Annotated in this window: 14 protein-coding genes and 1 pseudogene; 7 read left to right on the top strand and 8 right to left on the bottom strand. The window is 46.1% G+C overall.

Annotated features, from left to right (window positions below):
* Positions 1 to 40: 40 nt before the first annotated feature.
* Positions 41 to 2,362, bottom strand: a complete 2,322-nt coding sequence (locus ACES2C_RS19135) for a patatin-like phospholipase family protein (RefSeq protein WP_374164657.1) — start codon at positions 2,360 to 2,362, stop codon at positions 41 to 43.
* A 167-nt stretch (positions 2,363 to 2,529) separates the two neighbouring features.
* Positions 2,530 to 3,192, bottom strand: a complete 663-nt coding sequence (locus tag ACES2C_RS19130) for an outer membrane beta-barrel protein (protein WP_374164656.1) — start codon at positions 3,190 to 3,192, stop codon at positions 2,530 to 2,532.
* 283 nt (positions 3,193 to 3,475) lie between these two features.
* On the opposite strand from ACES2C_RS19130, the gene ACES2C_RS19125 reads away from it, so the two are divergent.
* The 4 genes and pseudogenes from ACES2C_RS19125 (at position 3,476) to ACES2C_RS19110 (ending at position 8,723) form a co-directional block, all read left to right on the top strand.
* Complete coding sequence (locus ACES2C_RS19125; protein ID WP_374164655.1) at positions 3,476 to 5,614, top strand: LruC domain-containing protein; 2,139 nt, start codon at positions 3,476 to 3,478, stop codon at positions 5,612 to 5,614.
* Positions 5,615 to 5,763: 149 nt separating this feature from the next.
* Positions 5,764 to 6,900, top strand: a complete 1,137-nt coding sequence (locus ACES2C_RS19120; RefSeq protein ID WP_374164654.1) for a hypothetical protein — start codon at positions 5,764 to 5,766, stop codon at positions 6,898 to 6,900.
* Positions 6,901 to 6,944: 44 nt separating this feature from the next.
* Positions 6,945 to 7,915, top strand: a pseudogene (locus ACES2C_RS19115) (LruC domain-containing protein).
* A 559-nt stretch (positions 7,916 to 8,474) separates the two neighbouring features.
* Positions 8,475 to 8,723, top strand: a complete 249-nt coding sequence (locus ACES2C_RS19110; protein ID WP_374164653.1) for a hypothetical protein — start codon at positions 8,475 to 8,477, stop codon at positions 8,721 to 8,723.
* Here ACES2C_RS19110 and ACES2C_RS19105 read toward each other — a convergent pair.
* From ACES2C_RS19105 to ACES2C_RS19080, 6 genes are all read right to left on the bottom strand, one after another.
* Positions 8,706 to 9,752, bottom strand: coding sequence for a PorP/SprF family type IX secretion system membrane protein (locus ACES2C_RS19105; RefSeq protein ID WP_374164652.1), 1,047 nt, complete (start codon positions 9,750 to 9,752; stop codon positions 8,706 to 8,708). The genes ACES2C_RS19110 and ACES2C_RS19105 overlap by 18 nt on opposite strands.
* Before the next feature lie 2 nt (positions 9,753 to 9,754).
* The gene (locus tag ACES2C_RS19100) at positions 9,755 to 10,297 is read right to left on the bottom strand and encodes a PKD domain-containing protein (RefSeq protein WP_374166990.1); all 543 of its coding nucleotides are present in this window, start codon (positions 10,295 to 10,297) and stop codon (positions 9,755 to 9,757) included.
* Between the two features lie 44 nt (positions 10,298 to 10,341).
* Positions 10,342 to 13,800 carry a PKD domain-containing protein gene (locus ACES2C_RS19095; protein WP_374164651.1) on the bottom strand — a complete coding sequence of 1,153 codons (3,459 nt, stop codon included), beginning with the start codon at positions 13,798 to 13,800 and terminating at the stop codon, positions 10,342 to 10,344.
* Positions 13,801 to 13,829: 29 nt separating this feature from the next.
* Positions 13,830 to 15,170: a hypothetical protein gene (locus ACES2C_RS19090; protein WP_374164650.1), complete on the bottom strand. Its 1,341-nt coding sequence runs from the start codon at positions 15,168 to 15,170 to the stop codon at positions 13,830 to 13,832.
* Positions 15,171 to 15,274: 104 nt separating this feature from the next.
* Entirely contained in the window at positions 15,275 to 15,817 is a 543-nt protein-coding gene (locus ACES2C_RS19085; RefSeq protein ID WP_374164649.1) for a DinB family protein, read from the bottom strand.
* A gap of 220 nt (positions 15,818 to 16,037) precedes the next feature.
* Positions 16,038 to 17,006 carry an NAD(P)H-quinone oxidoreductase gene (locus tag ACES2C_RS19080; protein WP_374164648.1) on the bottom strand — a complete coding sequence of 323 codons (969 nt, stop codon included), beginning with the start codon at positions 17,004 to 17,006 and terminating at the stop codon, positions 16,038 to 16,040.
* Positions 17,007 to 17,275: 269 nt separating this feature from the next.
* Between ACES2C_RS19080 and ACES2C_RS19075 the strand changes: the two genes are divergently transcribed.
* The 3 genes from ACES2C_RS19075 (at position 17,276) to ACES2C_RS19065 (ending at position 21,604) form a co-directional block, all read left to right on the top strand.
* Entirely contained in the window at positions 17,276 to 19,372 is a 2,097-nt protein-coding gene (locus ACES2C_RS19075) for an LruC domain-containing protein (protein WP_374164647.1), read from the top strand.
* Positions 19,373 to 19,784: 412 nt separating this feature from the next.
* A complete protein-coding gene (locus ACES2C_RS19070) occupies positions 19,785 to 21,230 on the top strand; it encodes a phytoene desaturase family protein (protein ID WP_374164646.1) in 1,446 nt (481 codons plus the stop codon).
* 119 nt (positions 21,231 to 21,349) lie between these two features.
* Positions 21,350 to 21,604 carry a hypothetical protein gene (locus tag ACES2C_RS19065; RefSeq protein ID WP_374164645.1) on the top strand — a complete coding sequence of 85 codons (255 nt, stop codon included), beginning with the start codon at positions 21,350 to 21,352 and terminating at the stop codon, positions 21,602 to 21,604.
* The last annotated feature ends 32 nt before the right edge of the window (positions 21,605 to 21,636 follow it).

The following is a 21,636-nucleotide window of genomic DNA, read 5'->3' as shown; positions in this document are numbered from 1 at the left end:
TCTTTCTTTTTGACGTAGTGTGACCTCTTAAAGAAGCCCTCTATTCTAAACTTCGTTTGTTATAAAGAGTGTGGCCGATATGAAACATCACCCCGTAATTTTTCTGGGGATCGGTGTAATGGTTGAAGCTGAGACCGATCGGGCCGGCCGGAGAGTGGTATACCAGTCCTGCTGTAGCGGCGTAAGAGCGTATGGAAAAAATACCTTTATACGCTGCCGACTGCAGGCTTTTCCTTTCGAAGGGCTCTACAGGCTGGAAAAGAAAGCTTTCGGCGCGAAAGTCGAGGTTGCGGCGCAGGGATAAGACGTTTTTGATCCCAACAGCGGCGTAAGAGTTCGCTCTGAAATTCTCCAGGTAGAGCGATCTTGAGTCTTGCATGGGGTAAAAAGCAGGAGCACTAAGAATAGTTGAGCGGTAATTGCTAAAGAACGACTTGTTACTCAGCACGCCTTCGTAAAGGAAGCCGAGGCTGTAGGTCTTTGTCAAATTTACATATTGTTCCTGGGAAACCTTCAGCCGGAACCAGTCATGATGGTGACGCTGACTGATCAGCTGCGCGAAGCCGGGTTCGTCCCTGTAGCGGTTGCCCGGCGTGTAATGTTCAGCACCGGAATAGAAATCTCCCTGAAGGCTAAACCACAATCCCCGGCTTGCGTACTGCTTTCTGTTCAAGGTGTTTTTCTCAAGGCGGAAACCGGTGGTGAACGCTTTAAAATAGGTCTGGTCAAAGATATCGCCTGTGCGGAACGTGTTATCCGGGCTATAGCCGTCTTGCTGGTTGAGGTATCCTGCCTGCAGTTCAAATTTTCCATTATGCGAAAGAGGAATTCCGCCCTTAAGTACGGCCTTCCTGTCTGATTGTTCCAGGTAAAGAGGATTTACATTAGACAGGAATATTTTACTGGAGTTCAGGTAGTTCCAGTGGTTGTAAGTAAGCTGTGCTTCAAGGAAGAATGGCTTGTTCCCCGGATAATCCACCCTTGACGATACCTGGGCAGACTCGTAGAAGCGGCCGAGGTAGAAGTTGGTGCCGATGGTGTATGATCTCTTCCGCAGGTAATTATACTGGAGGCCGAGGTACGTGTTGCTGATAGGACGGGTAGAGATAAAGCCGCCTATGTCGACCCTGAAACTGCTCTCCGGTCGTACCTTAAGCTCAAAATTATAGTTGTCCTTTACCGGATCGTACACCATTTTTGGATATACCGTCTCGAAGTTATCATCGGCTACGAGCTTATAGTAGCCTTTCCGCAGGTCGTGCAGACTTAAGTTCTTTTTATTCTGGCTGAATAAGTCCTGGACGTACTTTTTCTGCCGGGAGTTAATTCCTGTGACTTCGAAATCGTGAAAAGTGAGGGGCGGGCGGCGGTTGAGGAAGCTGAAGCGTGCGCGGGCCAGGGAGTCTTCCGTTGTACGACGCCGTATCGCTGCCTTGATCTGCGGCATCTCTGCCATGGTAGCTTCATAGCCCTTTCTGATCAGTTCAGCTACCGGCGCGAAATTGGAGCTGGTGTAGGAAGAAATGTCAGGCTGAATGTAAACGCCGTTTGGACCAATTGAGGTGGAGTCTGTTTTGGCAAGGAACATGTATAGCAGGAAACGGTCGATCAGACGCTCGTCTATGTCTTTCGGGTATTCGTTAAAGATCTTGGATGAAACGTTGACGCCGATGATGTAGTCGGGGCGGAAGTCCTTCTTCATGACGTCTACCGGGAAATTGTTGTAAAGGCCGCCATCGAATACATATTTGCCGTCGACCTTAACGGGGCGGTAGACAAGGGGGACTGCCATTGTACCACGGACTGCTTCGACCAGGCTTCCCTTGCCGGCGGCTATGGTTTTCTCAGAAAGAACGTCAGATACTATGCACCTGAACGGCACAAATAAACTATCAAAGTTGTTTCGTGAGTTAGCAGAGGCCTGAGAAAGCAGTTCAAGCAGTGCAAAATTTAAGGGGATGTCGTTAATCAGTGAAGACCGGAACCGTGGGTGCAATCCTTTTTCCACCTGAAGCTTGATGGACAGAACCGAGGGATTTTCGGGCTTCTTACGGTAATAATGCTTATAGCTGCTTTCAAAACGGCCATTCACCCAGTCCTGAAAGCTGCTGCTAAGGGCGAGGTATTCAATTTCTGATGGGGTATAGCCCGCTGAATACAGGCTGCCCACCACACCGCCCATGCTGGTACCTGTGATATAGTCAATTGGAATGTGATTTTCTTCGAGGGCTTTCAGTGTGCCTATGTGTGCCAGTCCTTTGGCTCCTCCGCCACTTAATACCAGGCCCACCTTCTGAGCTTTAACTGCTGTGCCGAGTGTGAGCAGCAAGAGGACAGTGAGGAGAAAACGCAGCGCATTCACGCCCTAAAAGTACCAATAAAAAAAGTTCCGCTACGATGGGTAACGGAACTTTTTCTTGAAGGTGTATTTGTTTTTAAAAAGCCAAGAAGAACATTCATGCAACTTTCAGCCCTGTTTGTGAGCGCAGCTCATGAATGTTCTTTGTATAGATAAAAAGATAGATGGTCTTAGAAGGAATAACCAACGGAGAATGACCACACGCGGTTCGATAGTTTTCCGTTACCACCCTCGCCTTCAGGTCTTAAGTCGACAAGACCAAGGCCATAGCCTGCGCCTATATTAAAGCTGTTGATTTCAACTCCTCCAAGGAAGTTAAGGCCGGCGTCAGTACGTTTTAGGTTATTTCCACGATCACTTCCGAACTTAAGGTCTTCTTTCGTTGTTGTTCCTCCGGCGGTTACCTTAGATTCACCTCCGACGGCAAACGATACATAGGGGCCTGCGCCGAGATAGAGGTTAGACATAGGTCCGACCGGAAGCTTTCCAACAAAGTTGATTGGCACTCCGATCTCCATGGTGTTATATTCCCATTTCGTGTTTAATTGCTTGTTCTCCGCTAATTTTCCTCCTTTTCCCTGCAAGGAGATACCAGGCTGCACATAGAAGTAATTGCTTACAGGCACATCGGCATAACCAGTGACGTGGAAGTTAGTTGTAGATTTCGATTCTGAATCTTCGCCCTCTGTATTGGTGACATGGTACTTCGGTAAATTAACCCCAACTTTTAATCCCCAACGGGTTTTTCCAGGTGCTGCACTAGGTGTTCCGATCTGAGCAAAAGCAGTACCTCCAACAAGGAAGCCAGCTGCAAGTAGAATTATTCTTTTCATTGTTGTTTTCATTTTTATTAAGTGAATAATAAATGTGTGTTAATTTGGATGCACAACATTTACACCAAATGAGCCTCCAAATCGCAAATTGTTCACTAGGAGGGCATTACGGCTTAGCTAATATTATTTCACTATAGGCAATTGATTTTTTTATTGGTCAACTTTGTACTTTAAAGAGTACATTAAAGAATTGATGCGGCGCTGTTGGTTGAAACCTTATTGTTTGACGCTCGTACAAAGGTATCGGAATAAAGGAGCCCCAACATAAAGTATAAAGGAGTTTATGAGAAAATTGATGCTGATGGTGATTGTACCCACCATCTTACTTATTTTGTCCTGCCGCAAGGAAAATATCAGGGAAGGGGTAAGTTTAGAAGCAGTAGAGGTGCCCGATGACTTTACCTGGGAGAGTTCCAGGCTAGTCACTTTTAATATCGCTATTTCGGATTCGAGGTTTCAGGATGCGATACATCAGATATCGCTTTATGATGCAGATCCTGCTGACGGTGGAGTTTTGATAGCACGAGGAGCGGCTTCTCTGATTAGCTCTTTTAATGTTAAATTAGCCCTGAGTTCAGACATTCGGACGGTCTATCTGCTTAAAACAGCCCCGGACGGCTCTTCTGTGTCAGGGGTAGTTGATGTTGGGGCCGCCTCCGTTTCAGTTACTGTTGGACCGGAAGGGCTTACGCGCGCCGTTATGACAGCTGGAAAAAATTCTTTTGCTGGTCTTTCAGCAGAGCCTTCATGTACGCGTTCAATTACTTCGTCTGGCGATTACTCATTAGACAAGGAAAATGAAGTGGTCTGCATAACAGCAAGCAATGTTTCAATCGGGATCAATTGTAATGTATCGGCGACTGTTCGCGTGACTGGCAATAATGTCAGATTGAATTACATAAACCTTAATCAGTCGGCGAAGCTTATAATATCTTCAGGCCTAGTAGTTTCAGCGGGCAGTATCAATATGAACGGAGCTGCAACGTATCTGGAGAATAACGGGACGATAAACTTTGATAGTGGTTTTAACGTGGATGGCATTTTCACCAACAATGGTACTGTTTCTGTCCGCTACGATTTTAATTTAAATTCAGGTTCGACCTTCACGAATAGCGGGACGGTGAATGTTGGAGGAAGTTTGAACTTTAATTCAGCAAATACAGGACTTAATGGAGGAAAGATTATAACAAATGACAGCTTCAGACTGAACTCCGGCACCTTTGTGAATAACTGTTCTCTATACGCTAGAAACGAGTATCATAACAATGGCGTGATGAAGAACTACAGTTATATCCGGGCTGATAATACCAGTTACCTGAACAGTGGTGAGCTCGGCTTATATAATAGTGCAATGTTCAGCACAACGAATATTTTTGTAAATGCATCTATAGTAGGATACGGCTCAACCTCTCTCATTAAAGTGGCCGGAAACTCGACGATTAACAGTGCGACCATTGCCAAGAGTGTTCAGTACTGTGATGCAAATGGCATAGAGGTGAATAATGGCAACTTTACCGGCGGGGCGAAAATCGGGTGCGATCTATATATTCCATCGTCTTCTTGTAATGCTGAAGGGAATGGCGTTGCCCCCATCACTGACCGGGACGGCGATGGAGTAGCTGACGCAATCGACGCCTACCCGGATGATGCATCAAAGGCTTTTGATAACTATTATCCGTCGGCCTCGAATAGTGCCTCATCGACTCTGGCATTCGAGGATACTTGGCCTTCTAAGGGCGATTATGATTTAAATGATATTGTTATTAGCTATAAATATCAGGTAGTGACGGATGCAAAAAATCAAGTAGTGCAGGTAAAGGGTACTTACACGCTTCTGGCTACGGGTGGAAATTACAAAAGCGGTTTTGGTGTTGAGTTTCCTCTAGACAGGGCTGATGTTGATAATATAGTTGGTGGAACTTTGGAGACGGGACAAGCGAAAGCGGTGATTATTTTGTTTACAGACTCACGGGCTGAACAAGCTAACTGGAATACACGGACAGGAGAGAATATGTCGCCTGCAAAGACGTATACAATGTCTTTCAGTGTAACCAAACGCACTTTGCTAAGTGATTTTGGCCTTGGGGTATATAATCCGTTTATTTGGAAGGTTACTTTTGGGCGGGGTGTCGAAACTCACCTGCCAGGCAAAACGCCGACAAGCCTTGCCAACGTGAGCCTGTTCGGGAGTTCTGACGATCGCAGCGGGAATGGGAAGTATTATGTATCTGAACGCAATCTGCCCTGGGGCCTGGACATCCCTACGGGGAGCTTTGCTTATCCTTCCGAGGGCAATGACATTTCGAAGACGTATCTTTACTTTGCTGAGTGGGCTGCATCAGGGGGAACCTCTACAGAGATTGGTTCAGTAACACTATGCCGGGATACCGCGAATACTCTAAACTTTTTAATTAGAAATTAAATCAGGGGAACTTTTTCCCCGGTCTATAGATAAAATGCGGCATTTCGAGGACCGCGTTTTGTTCTCTGATTTTGTGTAAAAGGTTCATTATCAGTTTTGTTGTGTTTTGGCACTGGCTTGGATTAAGGCAAGGCAGCAACAAAGCAACAATGAGAAAACTCTTACTTTATTCAGCGCTCGCTACTCTCTCTCTTATCAGTGCGTGTAAAAAGGACGAACAGTCGATTACCGCAATCCGAAAGATGGATGACCTTGTGATACCGCAAGGTTTTGACTGGTCAACAACAAAAGCTATTACTTTCAACGTTTCTGTGAGTGACTCCAGAGCGGGGTCTTCACCTCAGAAGTTAGCAATATACGAAGCAAATCCAGCCGACGGAGCTAGTCCTATTGCGACCGGTTTTGTTAGTCCCGCACTACCGTATAGCGAAAAAATCTTTTTCTCCTCTGCGGTGAAGCAAGTATATATTGTAAAGACGTCCTCTGACGGGTCATCCGTGACTCAGGTAGCGGGTGTCAGGAATGCTGTGGTAGCAGTCGATTTTAGTGAGGATAAGGTAAGTAATGCCAGTGGAAAGAGGGGAATTCTATCCAGCACTCTTTCTGAGACTTTTTGTGATTGTTCGTCTGCTGATCAGATCACGTCGGACTTTTCCAGAGACCTTAGTGCCCGCGATGCCGGTAAAACTTACTGTATCACGAAAGATGGAGTAAGCTTTGAATTTAACAACAATGCAGACGGAGTCTCCGTGATAATTAAGGTTTGTGCAAGGAATGTGAAGTTCGACGGTAAGTTGATCAACAATTCGAAAATTATTATTACAAAAGGTGCTTCTGTTGTCATGGGAGGTCGCTTTAACATCGGAGGAAACGCGTCTTTTGTTAATTACGGGACAGTAGTAGTGCCAAGCGGGTTTTCACTGGAAAAGGGAAAGGAGTTTTTGAACTACGGATCTTTGACGATAGGAGGAGACCTTAACCTAAATGAAGGCAGTGCCCCTGTTGTTAACTATGAGCATGCCAAGCTTCGTATAAAAGGTAAGCTTATGATTAACACCGGATCTTCGCTTTTAAATTATGGCAAGGCCAATTTTCAAAATGTACAAGTAAATTCGTCGGGTGTTCTGGAAAACTACTGTTCGTTGTATGTTCAGGAAACTCTTTCATCTGATGCTGTGATCAAAAACAGCAGTTTCATTAACGTCGGCTATGTGTTGAATGAGAATGACTCAACGAAGCATGACGAGGGAGAGGGAAAGACAGGATTTAACTCAAGGGGGGCGTAAACTTCACCGGCGGGGGACTTTTTCAGACGAAGGTGCTTGGAACAATGGATGGTCGTGTTACTGGTGCAGGACAAGAGTCGCTATTCTTAACTGAGCGGTTTACTGGCCCGATGAATTCCGGTAAGTTTTTAGGTGCTGTTGTTTATTACGCGAAAAGAGAAGCTCAATATCTAAGATCCGAGAGGTTTGCAAATGGTGCAAGAGAAACGAAGAAGGACGATATAACCATAAACGCCAGCGACTGTAATCCGGGCTATGGTCTCCCTTCCTATACTTATACAACTTCCGTGAATTACTATAACGGAGGTTCAACTCTTATTTTTGAAGATAAGTGGCCGATCAAGGGCGATTTCGACCTAAATGATGTTGTGGTCCTCTATAAGTATATAATAACGAAAAATTCAGAAAACAAGGCTATAAAGATTGATGCTACTTACAGTCTCATTGCTTCGGGGGAAGTAATCGGAGCGGTTTTGGGATCGAGTTTCCTGTGAGCAGCGACAAAGCTGTACTTAGCGCGAAGAATAAGAGCTCAATTATTTACGAGGCTAACCAGGAAAAAGCTGTTGTTGTGTTATTTAACGACGCCCGAAATCTACAAAGGACCTGGAATACTTTGCCGAACGAAGCACATTCCGACTCTGTTACTTTTAGCTTTACCTTAACCTTTAAGGAGCCTGTCACGCTGCTAAACGATGCTTTTAATCCCTTTATTTTTGCGAAAGGCACGTCGGGCGAGAAACGAAGCGAAGTTCACCTTCCTTACAAAAATGGCACATCACTTGCCAATCCTGTCTTACGGGAAGGCGACAATTCTGCCACCGACTGGTATGTAACGAAAGATCGACTGCCCTGGGCCTTAAATATCCCACTAGCCAGCTTCCGGTACCCCCTCGAAAGGACCAGCATATCACTCGCATATCCTGACATCACTTCCTGGGCACAAACCGGTGGAAAAGAAGAGGAAATGTGGTATAACCGTCCAGTTCTGGATAAATGTTATATTGTCAAATAAAAGAAAGTACGCTCTCTGTTATTAACGCTCTCCATAATAGTTATATCATCAAAGGAACCGCAGGAAGCGGTTCCTTTCTTATTTACGGGCCCCTTTTTTCGATTCAGTTCGGGGCAACGCTGGCCTGTCAGGGTGTACTACACTTGATCCGGGATTATGGTGGTTGGGATTGTTCTGTGGAGGTAATAACGGTTCTCCAGGGCGGGTATTAAGGATGCTTAAGGAGTCTTTGGTGACTCCAGTGCCAAAGCCTGTTGTATCTGTGATTTTCATAATTCTCCTTTGTTTCCACCTGATTCCGGAAGTGTCATTTGATGTTCTACCGATCCGTGGTTTTGCCCGGTTCCTTGTTTGCGCGGCACATTCAACTGCTGCGGAAATAAAGAAAATACTGATGAGTAGTGTAAGTTTCGTTTTCATAGGGATGAGGTATATAATCCTATAACCCCAGTCGTCGGTCCTTGTTTGGGGTTAAGAGCTGAAAGTAGTGCGCACTTGTACCGCTGTTGCAAACAACAGTACGTATTTTTCTGTTAGCCATGCAAAAGAATTTGGTCTCATGAAACGTTTCAAAGTGAGCTACAGTATAAAAGGTCAGGAATGCGAATTGTACGCTGAACCGATGGACCTCAACCATCGCATGTATTCGGTAGAAAGACAATTAATGGATCCGCATCCACTGCTGCTAGAGCACGGGGAGAGTGGATGGTTTGTGAAGTCACAAGATGACTGGGGTTTGGCCAAAGAAGAAGTCAATGCTCTGGGGCAGTATTTGCAGAGCGAGTACGACTCAAGGCCGCAGGAATAGCTTGGATCCGACTAATAGAAGTCGTAACATTTTAAGCCTCCATATCCCCTCTCTCGGCGCACCTGTTTCAAATCCTACACTAAGTTCGGATGTTCCACTAGTGTTAGAATAGTTGAGTTTATTAGTGGTGGCATCATGGCTTACTCCAACCCGTAATTTTTGATTTCTGTAGCTATTTGTAAAAATGTCAAAGATCAGGGAAAATACAAAGGCATCACTTTGGTTCTTGCCGTTTGTCCTGAACCAGGCTCCGGCATTAACACCTCTATATTTGAATTGCATTCCCGCGGCCATTGACGTTGCCTCAGCTTGTTTGTAGTAGACGACCGACGGTATTAAAAATGATCCGTCTTCATCGTCTATGGCATTTCTGTCCAAAGCATAGCGGTAACTTGCATGAACGGCTGTACGAACTGGAGTATACACTCTGCTCCCGGTAAATGATTCGTCGGGTTTGTTCAGGTGCATAAAGGAAGCGCCAAGCATTGCATTTTTAAAGACAATATTTACTCCTGCACCGGCGTCGAAGAAGTATTTGTTATTATTATAAGGAGCCTCGGCTGCAGAGGGAGAACCTTCATAACCCAGCCTGGGATCTAGCTGATCTGAAAAAACAAGTTTACTAAAGTCGAGCTTTCTGTTCGTAAGTCCAGCCTGTATTCCGAAGGAGGCTGTAAAATCTTCAGACCCGACACTGTACGAGTATATCCCGGCGATGTTGTTTTTCTTTAGGTATGCGGTTCCTTCAGTGGAACTATTGAACATAATACCAACTGCTCCCGGCATACTGGGGAACTGATAGTCGGCTGAGGCAGTCATGTAGTTTAGATCGCCTGACATGGCACTCCACTGATTCCGGTAGATGAGATTCGCGCGGAACGTTCCTTTAAACTCTCCATTTAACGCCGGGTTAAGATATACCGGGGCGTTGAAGAATTGCGAATAAATATAATCCTGCCCCCGTGTTTTCAGCGTAATCATCAGAAGTAGAGCGAGGATGATGCTTTTTAATTTAGATTTGAGTTGCATCCTTATCTTATTAAGTGTATAGAGCCTGTTCTCTTAGGCTCCGAACTGTTATACGTCATTCCTGCCCATTCGGTTCCATTTTTAAACGTTGCAGTTATCTCCCAAAAGTAAATTCCTTGTTGCACAGGCTGTCCCTCCCAGGTTCCGTCCCAGCTATCCAGAGGAGATCCTTTTTTATCTAATCTGTCCGTTTGCCACAGCTGTTCACCCCATTTATTAAAGACCCTCATATGCCATTTTGCGATTCCGGATCCCTTGGCCCTAAAGCTTCTCAGTTCTTCCGTCACACTGTTCGGCATAAAGGCGTTGGGCACTGAGAGGTTGCCCGGTATACCTGAGATGCGCACCTTTTTTACAGCTGAATCGGCACATCCTTCCCGGGACACAACTTTCATCCGCACGAAGTAGGTCCCGGTATCGGCGTATGTATGCGTCATATTGCTGCCTGATGCCAACGGACTTTTATCGCCGAAATCCCAGATGGAAGACACGATGTCACCGTCAGAAATATCTTTAAAGTCAAACGTATAGTTCGGGTGCTTAATTAATTCCCCGGGTAGAACGTCAAAACGTGCGACAGGAGGAGGAATTACGCGGATGAGATTTTTTTCTCGAGTGTGTCAGGACATCCAAACCGCGACGTTGAAATAAGCCTGACGGTATATGGGGGGTTACGATGCTTGTAAACGTGGGTGGGGCTAGGAGCGGTGGATGTTTCTCCATCCCCAAAGTCCCAAATGTAAGCTGTGCCCCCCTGAGTATGATTGCTGAATTTTACAGAAAGGACATTGCATCCCTTTGTTACGTCTGCACTGAAGCTCGTCTCGGCCTGGGGCCATACTTTTATAGTTTCGTTGGTCGTCGTATCCGAACAGCCGTTGCCGGCCTTTAGCACAACCTTGTATGTTCCTGCTTTCAAGAAGGTGTGTGTGACTGGCCCAGCGTTGTTCGTGGTATAAGGAGCCGAGCCGTCTCCAAAGTCGTACGTGTAAAAGCCGGCGCCGGTAGATGCATTGGTGAAAATGACGGTGTGGGGAGCGCAGCCTTCGTAATCGCCGCCGTTGACCACGAGATCGGGATAGACTGTATTGGGGCTAGTCTTGATTACGAATGTCTTTTCAGCAGTTCCGCACTCGTTCACTACGGTAAGCTTGGCAGGAAAGTTCTTCCCGCTATTCGTTACATATGTATGAGAAACCGGATCTTTACTTGTACTCGTTATCAGGGGACTTCCATCCCCAAAGTCCCAAATGAATTTATTCGATGCTCCTTGTGTATTGTTTTTGAATGTAACAGTAAGAGGAGAGCAGCCCAAGGTTTTATCCGGCACAAATGATGGAAGTGGGGTGCCAGTTACTTTAACCTCAAATGTCCTTTTCGATATCGCGCAAGTGGAGGTTGCAGTGAGTGTGATTTTGTATATTGTATCCCTACCATCTGGACGACTATTAAAAATTGCGATTGGTGGTGTTACAAGGGTTGATGTTTTGCCATTGCCAAAGTCCCACACAAACTTTACGCCGTCTGCATTTGCAGTTGTATTGGTGAGTGATACGGATAGTGGTCCACATCCGCCGTTCTTATCAGCTTTAAAATCGGCTTGAACTGGTGGGCTTGTTCGAAAAGTGTGGGAGTAGTAAGCTGCTCCGCAACCAAGCACACTTGATACTTCCAGCTTTATCACAGAAGAGTCGCCGGCATTAACGAGGGTGAAGCCAGGAAAGGCTTTACCTTTCCCGATCACTGTTCCATTCATATACCAGATGTAGAGGTCGCCGGGCTCTGAGTCGGATGTTGTGATCACTCCTGCAGACAGCCGAAAAGGAGCACAGCCTATATCAGTGGTAAACTGGAACTTTGCAATAGGTCCTGCAGATACCTTGATGGTCACTTCGTTGCTGATGCTCTTTTGAGGTCCTGCACACAATGCCGTTGTCACCAATCTTCTGTATATGCTGGTACGGCTTAACTTACCTGGCTGATAGCTTTGTTGATTTGCGCCAGCAATGGCAACCCAATTACCAGCTTCATCTTTGATTTCCCATTGGTAACTGTAGAGTCCATTGCCGCCAGCTGGAAGTGTTCCTGATAATTCCTGCGGCTGTATTCCTGAGCAGATAAACTGAGAAGCCTCGATCGTGTTATTTGAAATAGCGCGTTGAACTTCTATGCTTACTTCATTGCTATAGCTGTAAAACCCTGCTGAAGTTACTTTTCTTCTGATCCAAATGCTTGTGTCGGCAATAATATGGAGGTTCATATCCGACTCACCTGCCAGAGTGTCCCAGTCAGTTCCGTTTGTACTGGCTTCCCAACTGTAGGAGAAGGAACCGTCTCCGCCGGTCGGAAGGCTGCCTTTTACATCAATACTATTCCCCTGACATGTGGTATTAACGGGGGAGGATATCTTGTTCGGACTAATCAAGGGTAGTATCCGCACCACAGTTTCGTCTCTGCTTACTCCACAGTTGTAAGGCCCGGAGATTGTCCATGCAAATCTGTATGTCTGACCCGGGACGAGGCCGTTAACGGAAGTATGAGCTTGATCTACCCGTTCGAAAGTTACATTCGGCTGGCCGCTCTCCAAGGTCCAACGCCCGACGCTTTCCTGGGCGTCGTTTGCAACCAATGTGTAACTCGTCTGATCATAAAGCAGCGCGTCCGGCCCCGCACTTGCTCTCGCGGGGGGACGGGATACAGTTACAGAGACGAGCGTTTCTTTTCCTTCACATCCGGCTTCAGTTACAGGAGTAACGCGATATAGAACTTTTGCTGGCACTGTCCCCGCGTTGAAAAGAAGATCATTGATGACAGTGTCAGCAGTAGGTGATGACATTGTGCTGTTACCGGTTACCTGTTCTTCCGCAAAGCTGGTCCATTTAAATTTCAGGCCCTTGACATTAGGTCGAAGGATAATTGACGCAGGCTGCCCGCTACAGATGATTTCAGCGGGAAGAAGTGCTTCTACAGTAAGCGGTGGGAGAATACGTACGGTGAAAGTTGAGGCATCTCCCTCGCAGTTGTTGTAAACCGGGACGACTGTATATGTTACTGTTGCCTCGTCTACTATACTCGAATTCGACAATGTTTCGCGAAGGTTCCCTTCACCGAAGGACATGTAGCCTTTGGCGTTTTCTGATCCCTCTGCAGTCCACCTGAAATGAGTGCCAGAAACGGTTGAGTTGAAGATACGGGTAAGAATGGAGTTGTGACAGATGAGCGTATCCGATAATCCCTCTATCTGATTGACAGGGTTGATGTGGATCGAGAGGGCATCTTCAACATTATCACAAGGCGGAGGATTATTGGTCACCGCCGAAAGAATAAGAGTAACTTCTCCCGACGCAATGTCTTCAGCTGAAGGAGTATATACCGGATTCAATACATTTCGTCCTGGCGCAAAGGAGCCCGAGCCCCCTTTCCATGCAAATGACGAAACAGGTGCACCGGGCATACTTCCATTAAGTTGTACGGTTTGTCCGGCGCAAATGATAAAGTCGTCGCCAGCGTTCACCGTCGGTGATTCATTAAATGTGATCGTTTTTGTAATGCTCTGTCGGCCGCAATTATTAAGATGGACGACCTCTATCGTGTATGTCCCGTAGTCCTGGAATAAAACGGACGGTTCTTTAGATGATGCGTTTGTACCCTTTTCAAAAGAATAGCGGCCCCCGCTAATAGACCAAAAGTAGGATGAGGGAATGTCATTATATGTTCCCTCAAATGCTGTTTGCACCGGATTGCCGGCAGTATTATTAAACGTGAGCTGTTGGTTTTTTCCGCAAAGGCTGCTAAGCCAGTTTGTTGTAATACCGGGAGTTGAGTTTACAAAAATGCTAAGTTCAGAACTGGATACAGTCTTGCATGCGGAAGTAATGGAGAGGCTGAGCTTGTATATACCCGCTTTTGTAAATCCAAATTCAGGATTAGGACTTCCTGAATTTGTGTTTTTCAGGAAGGTTACGGGCGCGGGGCCGGATGCAGTCCACTTGTATGTCGCTTTTGCTAAAGTCCCTGTATCAAGTACGGAAGTATTTATCGGCTTCACGTTCGTGCCCAGACAATAAGTACTGGTGCTTAAACTGAAATCAGGAACAGGAATCTGTTGTACATATATTTTTTCTCTATAGGTGCTGCCTGGCAGTCGGAAGTGCTCTCTGATTCGAGCCGGACGGTGTGAAAGCCGGGACTGGAAAACGTGTAGTTTAGTTGCCACGAGAGGGGAACTCCTTGAGGTGTGACCAGCTTATTATCCACATACCAGTAATAAAGTACGTTATTGTTCTGGCACTGGGGGGAAGTTGCGCTCGGGTCTTCTCCTGCTAAGGAGCTATTGGAAATGGTGAGCGGCGAGTCAATACAAGTTAACGAAGGTAGAGTAAAGCGGTTTTCGGGTTGAGTGATCACTTTTGCCTGGCTTGAGATAGGTACGCCAATGTTGCCACAAAAAGGACTCTTGCTTTGAACCACAATACCAAAAACGTTGTAGTACTTTATACTGCCTATGGTGATCTGGCTGCCACAGGATGATTTGGTATAAACATGGCTGATTTTCCCGTCCGCAGCCCTGATCTGGCTGAGTACAAAGGACTCGGTGACCCCGTCGCCCCAGGTTACCTGGTAGGTATTGCCGGGGAAGTTAAGCTGAATGCCGTTAGTAGAGGTTGTTTCGACGTTATACTGCAATGCACCTAAAGGAAGGCATACGGTACTGTTACCCGGAGGGTTAAAGGGGGTATTGATCTGGTTGTTGATGAGAAAATAAGCTTTTGTGCCGACAACGCCGTTCAGCTCTGCCCGTACCAGTATGGTGTAGTGCGTGATCTGGGCCAGAAAGGACTGCTCGGAGCCTGTAAAGTCAATCATGCTTTCTGCTCCGGTACCCTCATTTCTGAATTTAGCGGTAACAGTGGCTCCCGGGCTGGAGCCGTTGCTGAAATTGAATCTTTGATTGTTTTTTCCCGGCGAGCAGTATCCGAATGCTCTGTTTGCGCCGCTTCCAATTATTTGCTGTGGTTGTGCTGTTATCTCAGCGACAATGCCCGGGCCCGTTTTGAGTTCAAATCCTGCCGATGCTGGGCTTGTAATGGCCGGAGCGGTACTTTTTACCCTCAGTTTGTAGTGCCCTGGCGGCAAGTCGTCTGGTATCACTCCATTTATAAAAGTGGAGTAAAATCCGTCATAAGTTCCTATTTCCTTCTCTGCTGCAAAATTTCCAGAGGCGTCAGACAGGTAAAGCCTAAACTGGTTTCCAATCTTAAAGAAACCGGAATTCTCATCCAGTTTAATTGCGACTGCGATGGAGGATCCTGTTCCATACGGCCCTCCAGTGGTCAAATCACAGGTAATACTTTGACTATAGCTGTTTAAAAGAAATCCAAAAAACAGAATAGAAAAAATTGCAGACAATTTTTTCATTTTATGCTCTCCCAATCTACGGCCGGGACCGTACACGTTTTTTAAATTGATGTATAGACGTATACGACCCGGAGCGGATTAAGGATTCACAAAAAATAAAATTATTATACTGCTAGTTCGTCTATATAATCTGTAAGACGGGGAAGGTAAATGATGTTGTTATTTTTTTCGACTTCCATGGACCAAAAGGTGCCGGCCAGCTTGAATATTTTAAAGAGCTGACTGGACTCGTGCAGAAGAAAGAACTCCGCCCACTGGTTAATAGCCATTCGGCCAAGTACAGCGTGGGTGCCCACACGCGCGTACTGATCTGGTGAGAGGTCCTCTAACATCAGGCACAGGTTGTTTCTCATTCGGTATAGCTCGTGAAGAAGTGACCCGGTAGTCTTAGCACAGGTAAACGAAAATTCTGCATCAAGATCCGGCTTGTATACCTCAAAGAAGGGATTTACGTCATCGATGATCCTGGTTAACCTATAAATAAACACGTGCTGGTAACGGGTTAGGTACGCAATAGTCTCATGAATAGAGAACTTGTCAGGATTAAGACGATTGTAAATAGCCTCAGGTGGCAGATCGTCTATATAATTTTTAATGATCTTGTGCTGGTTTTCAAACCGCTCAAGGGTATATTGATTTAAATCCATAAGTTTTATCGGTCAGTAATGGGATAACCTTTCAATATTGTTTTTTGTTCTTTGTTTCACAAAAGATGCCAGACCAAATATATTGGGGACATATTAACGTAAGGTTGTACTAAGGTTAAAGAACTTAATTTAAGGATAAGAGCGCAGTTGAATAAAGAAAGGAGCGGTATGAGCGGGCCTGCTGAGCACCGTTTGCTATCAGGGAAAGGTGGATTGAAAACTACACAGACAGTACTATTTTGCCTGCATGCTGACTGCTCTCCATTAATTCGTGTGCTTTTGCAGCGTCCTTCAAGTCGAAAACCTTGTCAATCTTTACCTGAAACTCTCCGGCTTCCCATAGGGGCCAGACATGGCGTTCTACTTCAGCGGCGAGTGACGCTTTGAAGTCGGCGTCTCTCGAACGAAGGGTACTGCCGGCAATTGTTAGTCGCCTCCTCATGATGTCAAGGGCATTAAATTCGCCCTTTGATCCATCCATCGCGTTGATGAATATGAGTCGGCCTCCGTCTCGCAAGATCTTTAGATTCTTGCTTATATAATTTCCACCTACCATGTCGAGAATAACATCTACACCCTCAACTGCCAAGATATCTTCAAAGTCCTCTTTTTTATAATTGATGCATTTAGCGGCTCCTAGTGATTCGCATATCCCACATTTTTCGTCTGAACCTGCAGTGGCAAATACAGTACTTCCTAATATGGTTGCAAGCTGGATGCCTGTAGTGCCGATGCCACTGCTCCCGCCGTGTAACAGGAGAGATTCTCCTGGAACCAAACGGCCGATTTGGAAAACATTATGCCATACTGTAAATACCGTTTCTGGCAACGCAGCGGCTTCGAACAAGCTTACGTTTTGAGGAACAGGAAGGCAATGCCTTTCGTCCACCGAGACATATTCTGCATAACCACCTCCGCCAAGTAAGGCGCAGATTTTGTCTCCTCGCTTCCATCTCCTTACGTCTGAACCGCAGTCTGTCACCGTACCTGCTACTTCCAGCCCCGGAATGTCAGCCGGAGTACCCGGAGGAGCAGGATAATTTCCCATTCTTTGAAAGATATCGGGCCGGTTCACCCCAGAAGCAACTACCCTTAAGAGAATTTCAGAACGGCCGGGGTTTGGAATATCGCGTTCAACTATTTTTAATACATCTGGTCCTCCTGGCATAGTTATACTTATCGCACGCATGTTGATACTTTATGGTTTGTTACCGACTTCTTTGTAGGGAAATAGTATTACGTTTTTTTAGTTTTAATTAAGTAAAATCTTTAATAATTGGCATTGCTATAGGAACGGTTTTAAATAGGTTCTAGTGAGGAATAAAATCCCCAATGTGGGCGGACTTTGTAGTAGGTATTAATACTTGTTTGGTGCGTAATCTTCTGGTTTTTAGTCAATTAGGTTCTTCTTGTCTTGGTATGATTGTTTCTGAATAAGAAGATACTAACAACTAAAAAATGAGCAACTTATCTACTAAACCAAATGGGAGGCGAATGAGGCCCTTGGCCTATCTTTCAGCCTTTATCGCTGTGTCGGTACTAGCCGTTACAGGGTGTAAAAAAGACCGGCCGAACGAAAAAGAGACGGTCGACCTTGGGGAAAAAGCAGCACCAGAAGGCTTTGACTACAGTACAACAAAGAAGGTAGACATCAACGTGCGCCTTTTAACCGTCAATGAACAACCGCTTACCGGAGTTCTTGTGTCCGTTTACTCCCCTGACAACATTTCTGAAGGGCATGAACTAACAAAGGCCCTAACTGACAAAAACGGATACCTGAAGACCTCTGTCACCGTACCAAGCAGCTATGAGTCGCTTGTCATCGACCCTGCATTTATTGGGCTTGTGAGAAATGCGAAAGCGGCCATCAGAGGGACATCGGTGAACGGAGTTATTGGAGGAAAGGATGGGCGTGGTGGCGACATTGTAGGAGCGGTTACTGTAAATATCCCACCTTCGGCTACAGCAACGGCTTCAATCTCGGCTGGTGGTCCTGTGATTTCTTACGATCCTGACAATTTTGATCAGGATGGGCGCCCTATAGCAAGTCGGCGTAGTCCGGTGGATAACCGCGACTTTGCAGCGTTAATGCAGGATATAAATAATGCTCTTCCTGAGAGAGGGCCTGTTTCTGATAAAAAATATCTTCACACAGAAAGTCCCACTAGTCTTGCTATAACAGGTTTGACCGACATCTGGATCACTTTCCTTCATGAGGGTGCGAGTTTCAAGAATGTGCTGGGATATTATACTTATCCAACAGGGAAGCCGCCTGTCAGTGTCTCTGAAATAGACACAGTTCACGTGATTTTCTTAAACGCATCATATAAGGATAGTGATGGTGGAATGGTTCAGGGAGATAAGGTGAAGATCGGTCGATTTAGTTCTGGCACTTCGATTGGCTTCGTTCTTTTGCAAAATGCTTTTAACAGTGAAAAGAAGTCAATCAATACGAGTGCTACGAAGTTTTATTCGACCGAACAGCTTAACCCTGAAACGGATAATACTCGTAAAAGACACAACGTCATCCTCCACAACGTAAGCCAGCACATTTTTATGGTTGGTTTTGAGGATATCAACAGAATGGGTGAGCAGAGCGATAATGACTTCAACGATCTGATGTTCTATGCGCAGTCCAATCCTGTGGAAGCAATATCACCGATTGGTGTTCCATTCCTTGACAGCAAAGTCCTCGATGGGGACAAGGATGGAGTTGCGGACTTAAACGATGCTTATCCTGAGGACCCGACCAGAGCATATAACCGCTTTTATCCAAGTGAAAACGTATGGGGCACTACCGTGTTCGAAGATCAGTGGCCGCAGGAAGGGGATTACGACCTGAATGACCTCGTCGTCTCCTATCGTTACAAGTTCGCCATGAACTCAGAGAATAAGGTAGTAGACTTTGCTGCCCAGTTTAAGACATTGGCAGCTGGTGCTTCTTTCCAGAACGGGTTGGGGGTTCAACTCCCATTAAACCCCTCAGAGGTGAAATCGGTAACAGGATATAAAAGATTTGCTAATTACATTCAACTAAATGCGAGTGGATTAGAGGCACAGCAATCAAAGGCGGTCTTTATTCCCTTTGACAATCACAAGAAGCTTTTTGCCTCGTCATCAGGATACATTAATACGGAGGAAGATAAGGCGAAAGTCGACGGACAGACTGTTCAGGTCGACGTACTCTTTAATTCTCCAATTTCTGATAGCTTTACCGCGCTCGCTCCTTTTAATCCATTCATGATCAGTAATCAGGAGCGGAAAAGAGAAATTCATTTGGTTAATCACATGCCGACTGATCTTGCTGGTACCGATTTGTTCGGGACAGGGTCTGACAAGTCCGATCCTGCTAAAGGAAAGTATTACTTAACTAAAGAGAATAGGCCGTTCGCTCTCGACTTCTTTGGGACTTTTGTCTATCCTATTGAACGTGCTGCTATATATAACGCTTATCATCACTACGCCGAATGGGCGCAGTCCGGTGGAACTAAATACGCCGACTGGTACTTCGACAAGTCAGGCTACAGAGATAATACGAAGCTGTACAAGAAGTAAATTCATCTAAATTATCGCAAGGCCGTCTTCAACTGGAAGACGCCTTTTTTGTTTGTGGAGGTCGGTCAATTATTTTGGAGGTTTGCGAAGAACGGGAAGCTGTGTTTTCAAAGCTGTCTCTACGGGCGCAACCCGTCAATGTTCAATTTGCGTACATCGAGGAAGATTTTTAAGACAAGTCACTCATAAAAATATAAAGAAGACTTACTGTTATCCCTGATAAGGGTTATCATCCTGATTTTGGTGCCAAAGCCTTTTTCAAGTCTGTTTTTAGCTTTTTCGGAACTACTGGATCCAATTCGCCTGGGACCTGCCATCTTTCCTTTTACTATCGTTTGCCGTTATGCACAAACATTCTCCAACTCGTTTGTTGTTCTGTCGTGAAATTATTTCTGACGGATCATCGCGACAAATGGAGAGAAAGGACTTTGATGCTGTAGTAGTAGGGGCTGGTCCAAATGGGCTTGCCGCCGCTATACTATTGCAACAATATGGATGTACGGTATTGTTGGTGGAAGGAAAAGATGAGATCGGGGGAGGTATGCGGACTGCACAGCTGACACTTCCCGGCTTCAGTCATGATATTTGCTCGGCAATTCATCCTCTTGCAGTTGCGTCACCATTTCTAAAAACGCTGCCTCTGCATACCTATGGCCTGAGATACATTTACCCGACGTTTGCAGCTGCCCACCCTTTCGAGGATGGTGCTGTGGCCGTTCTTAAAAGATCGGTTTATGATACGGCACAGTCTTTAGGGGCGATGGATGGCCCTGCTTATCTACGGCTTATAGAAGCGACGGTTCGTTGCTGGCCTGATTTGGTTAAGGATGTCCTCGGTCCTATTCGGAAGCCCCATAACCTCGGCCGGCTGGTCCGCTTTGGAGTAAAGGGACTACGTCCTGCAATGACTATGGCGGCGACCTTTAGCAGCAAAGAGGCAAAAGGATTATGGGCAGGAATGGCCGCACACGGTATACAGCCTCTCAGTAACATGGCTACCTCCGCATTCGGCATGATGCTGCTTGCTACCGCCCATTCCGGTGGCTGGCCTATTCCAGCTGGAGGTTCTGCGAGTATCGCCAATGCTATGGCCGCTTATTTCATAGCTCTCGGCGGAAAGATTGAAACTGGCACCTATGTGAAGTCTCTTTCCCAGCTTCCTTCCTGTCATGCGCTGTTGTTCGATGTTACACCCCGGCAATTGCTGGAAATAGCGGGGCATCGCTTTTCATCCCTCTATCGCTGGCAACTTCAGAAATATCAATATGGCATGGGATCTTTCAAGATAGATTGGGCACTCGACGCTCCGGTTCCATTTATAGCAAGAGAGTGCAGCTCTGCAGGAACGGTTCACCTGGGAAATACGCTGGAAGAGATAGCGTTTTCTGAGCGCCAGGTATGGAAGGGAAAGCTGAGTGAACGGCCGTTTGTCTTGCTTGCTCAGCAAAGCCTTTTTGATGCCTCCCGGGCCCCTGAGGGAAAGCATACAGCCTGGGCTTACTGTCATGTGCCGGGGGGATCGAAAGAAGACATGACGGATGTCATTGAAAGACAAGTAGAACGTTTTGCTCCTGGATTTCGGGAGCGGATCCTTGCGCGGCACACCTTCAATGCTGCAGACCTTGAGGAATATAATCCTAATTATGTGGGAGGAGACATAAACGGAGGCGTCTTAAACCTACGCCAGCTTTTTACCCGGCCTGCGCTTAGGCTTTCTCCGTACAGAACCTCGGAAAAGGGAATTTATGTCTGCTCTTCCTCAACTCCTCCAGGGGGAGGGGTGCATGGTATGTGCGGCTACTATGCAGCGCGGAGGGCATTAAGAGATGTGTTTAATCATGAGGTGCCGCCTTTGTAAAGCCGGCGTTGAGTGCTAGCCTGCAGATGTTCCCCGGAAAGCAGACAGCCTTTCAGGAAAAGTCGCTAAAACAATCCCGGGCTTTGTTTTTTATAGACATATAACCAAAGAGTGAAACAATGATAGAACCAGAAAATATGCCCTTCGACGACAAGAGTGGTGATGAGGCCGTTAATAATATAAGACAGAATGAAAATACAGACATGTCGAATGCTGACATGCCCCAGACGGATCCGTCCGATCAGGATCGCCTTGATCAGGCAACTCAGGCTTCGGAAGCGTCCTTTACATTAGAGCCGGAAAAGGGAATTCCGCCTGGGCCTGACAGCGATGCTGCTGAGCAAGGGCAGGATGATTACAATCTTAGGCAGTAAAAGGATTGAGATGAGAGGTGAGCCTTTTAGCC

This window comes from Arcticibacter sp. MXS-1 (assembly GCF_041902385.1).
Classification (GTDB): Bacteria; Bacteroidota; Bacteroidia; order Sphingobacteriales; family Sphingobacteriaceae; genus Arcticibacter.
The sequence above is the reverse complement of the archived record's forward strand: the minus strand, read 5'-3'. Positions and strand labels throughout refer to the sequence as shown.

Bases quoted from the DNA above. Each gene is read 5' to 3' on its own strand.
- ACES2C_RS19130 (WP_374164656.1), bottom strand. From the start codon at position 3,192: ATGAAAAGAATAATTCTACTTGCAGCTGGCTTCCTTGTTGGAGGTACT.
- ACES2C_RS19125 (WP_374164655.1), top strand. From the start codon at position 3,476: ATGAGAAAATTGATGCTGATGGTGATTGTACCCACCATCTTACTTATT.
- ACES2C_RS19120 (WP_374164654.1), top strand. From the start codon at position 5,764: ATGAGAAAACTCTTACTTTATTCAGCGCTCGCTACTCTCTCTCTTATC.
- ACES2C_RS19110 (WP_374164653.1), top strand. From the start codon at position 8,475: ATGAAACGTTTCAAAGTGAGCTACAGTATAAAAGGTCAGGAATGCGAA.
- ACES2C_RS19105 (WP_374164652.1), bottom strand. From the start codon at position 9,752: ATGCAACTCAAATCTAAATTAAAAAGCATCATCCTCGCTCTACTTCTG.
- ACES2C_RS19090 (WP_374164650.1), bottom strand. From the start codon at position 15,170: ATGAAAAAATTGTCTGCAATTTTTTCTATTCTGTTTTTTGGATTTCTT.
- ACES2C_RS19085 (WP_374164649.1), bottom strand. From the start codon at position 15,817: ATGGATTTAAATCAATATACCCTTGAGCGGTTTGAAAACCAGCACAAG.
- ACES2C_RS19080 (WP_374164648.1), bottom strand. From the start codon at position 17,006: ATGCGTGCGATAAGTATAACTATGCCAGGAGGACCAGATGTATTAAAA.
- ACES2C_RS19075 (WP_374164647.1), top strand. From the start codon at position 17,276: ATGAGCAACTTATCTACTAAACCAAATGGGAGGCGAATGAGGCCCTTG.
- ACES2C_RS19070 (WP_374164646.1), top strand. From the start codon at position 19,785: ATGGAGAGAAAGGACTTTGATGCTGTAGTAGTAGGGGCTGGTCCAAAT.
- ACES2C_RS19065 (WP_374164645.1), top strand. From the start codon at position 21,350: ATGATAGAACCAGAAAATATGCCCTTCGACGACAAGAGTGGTGATGAG.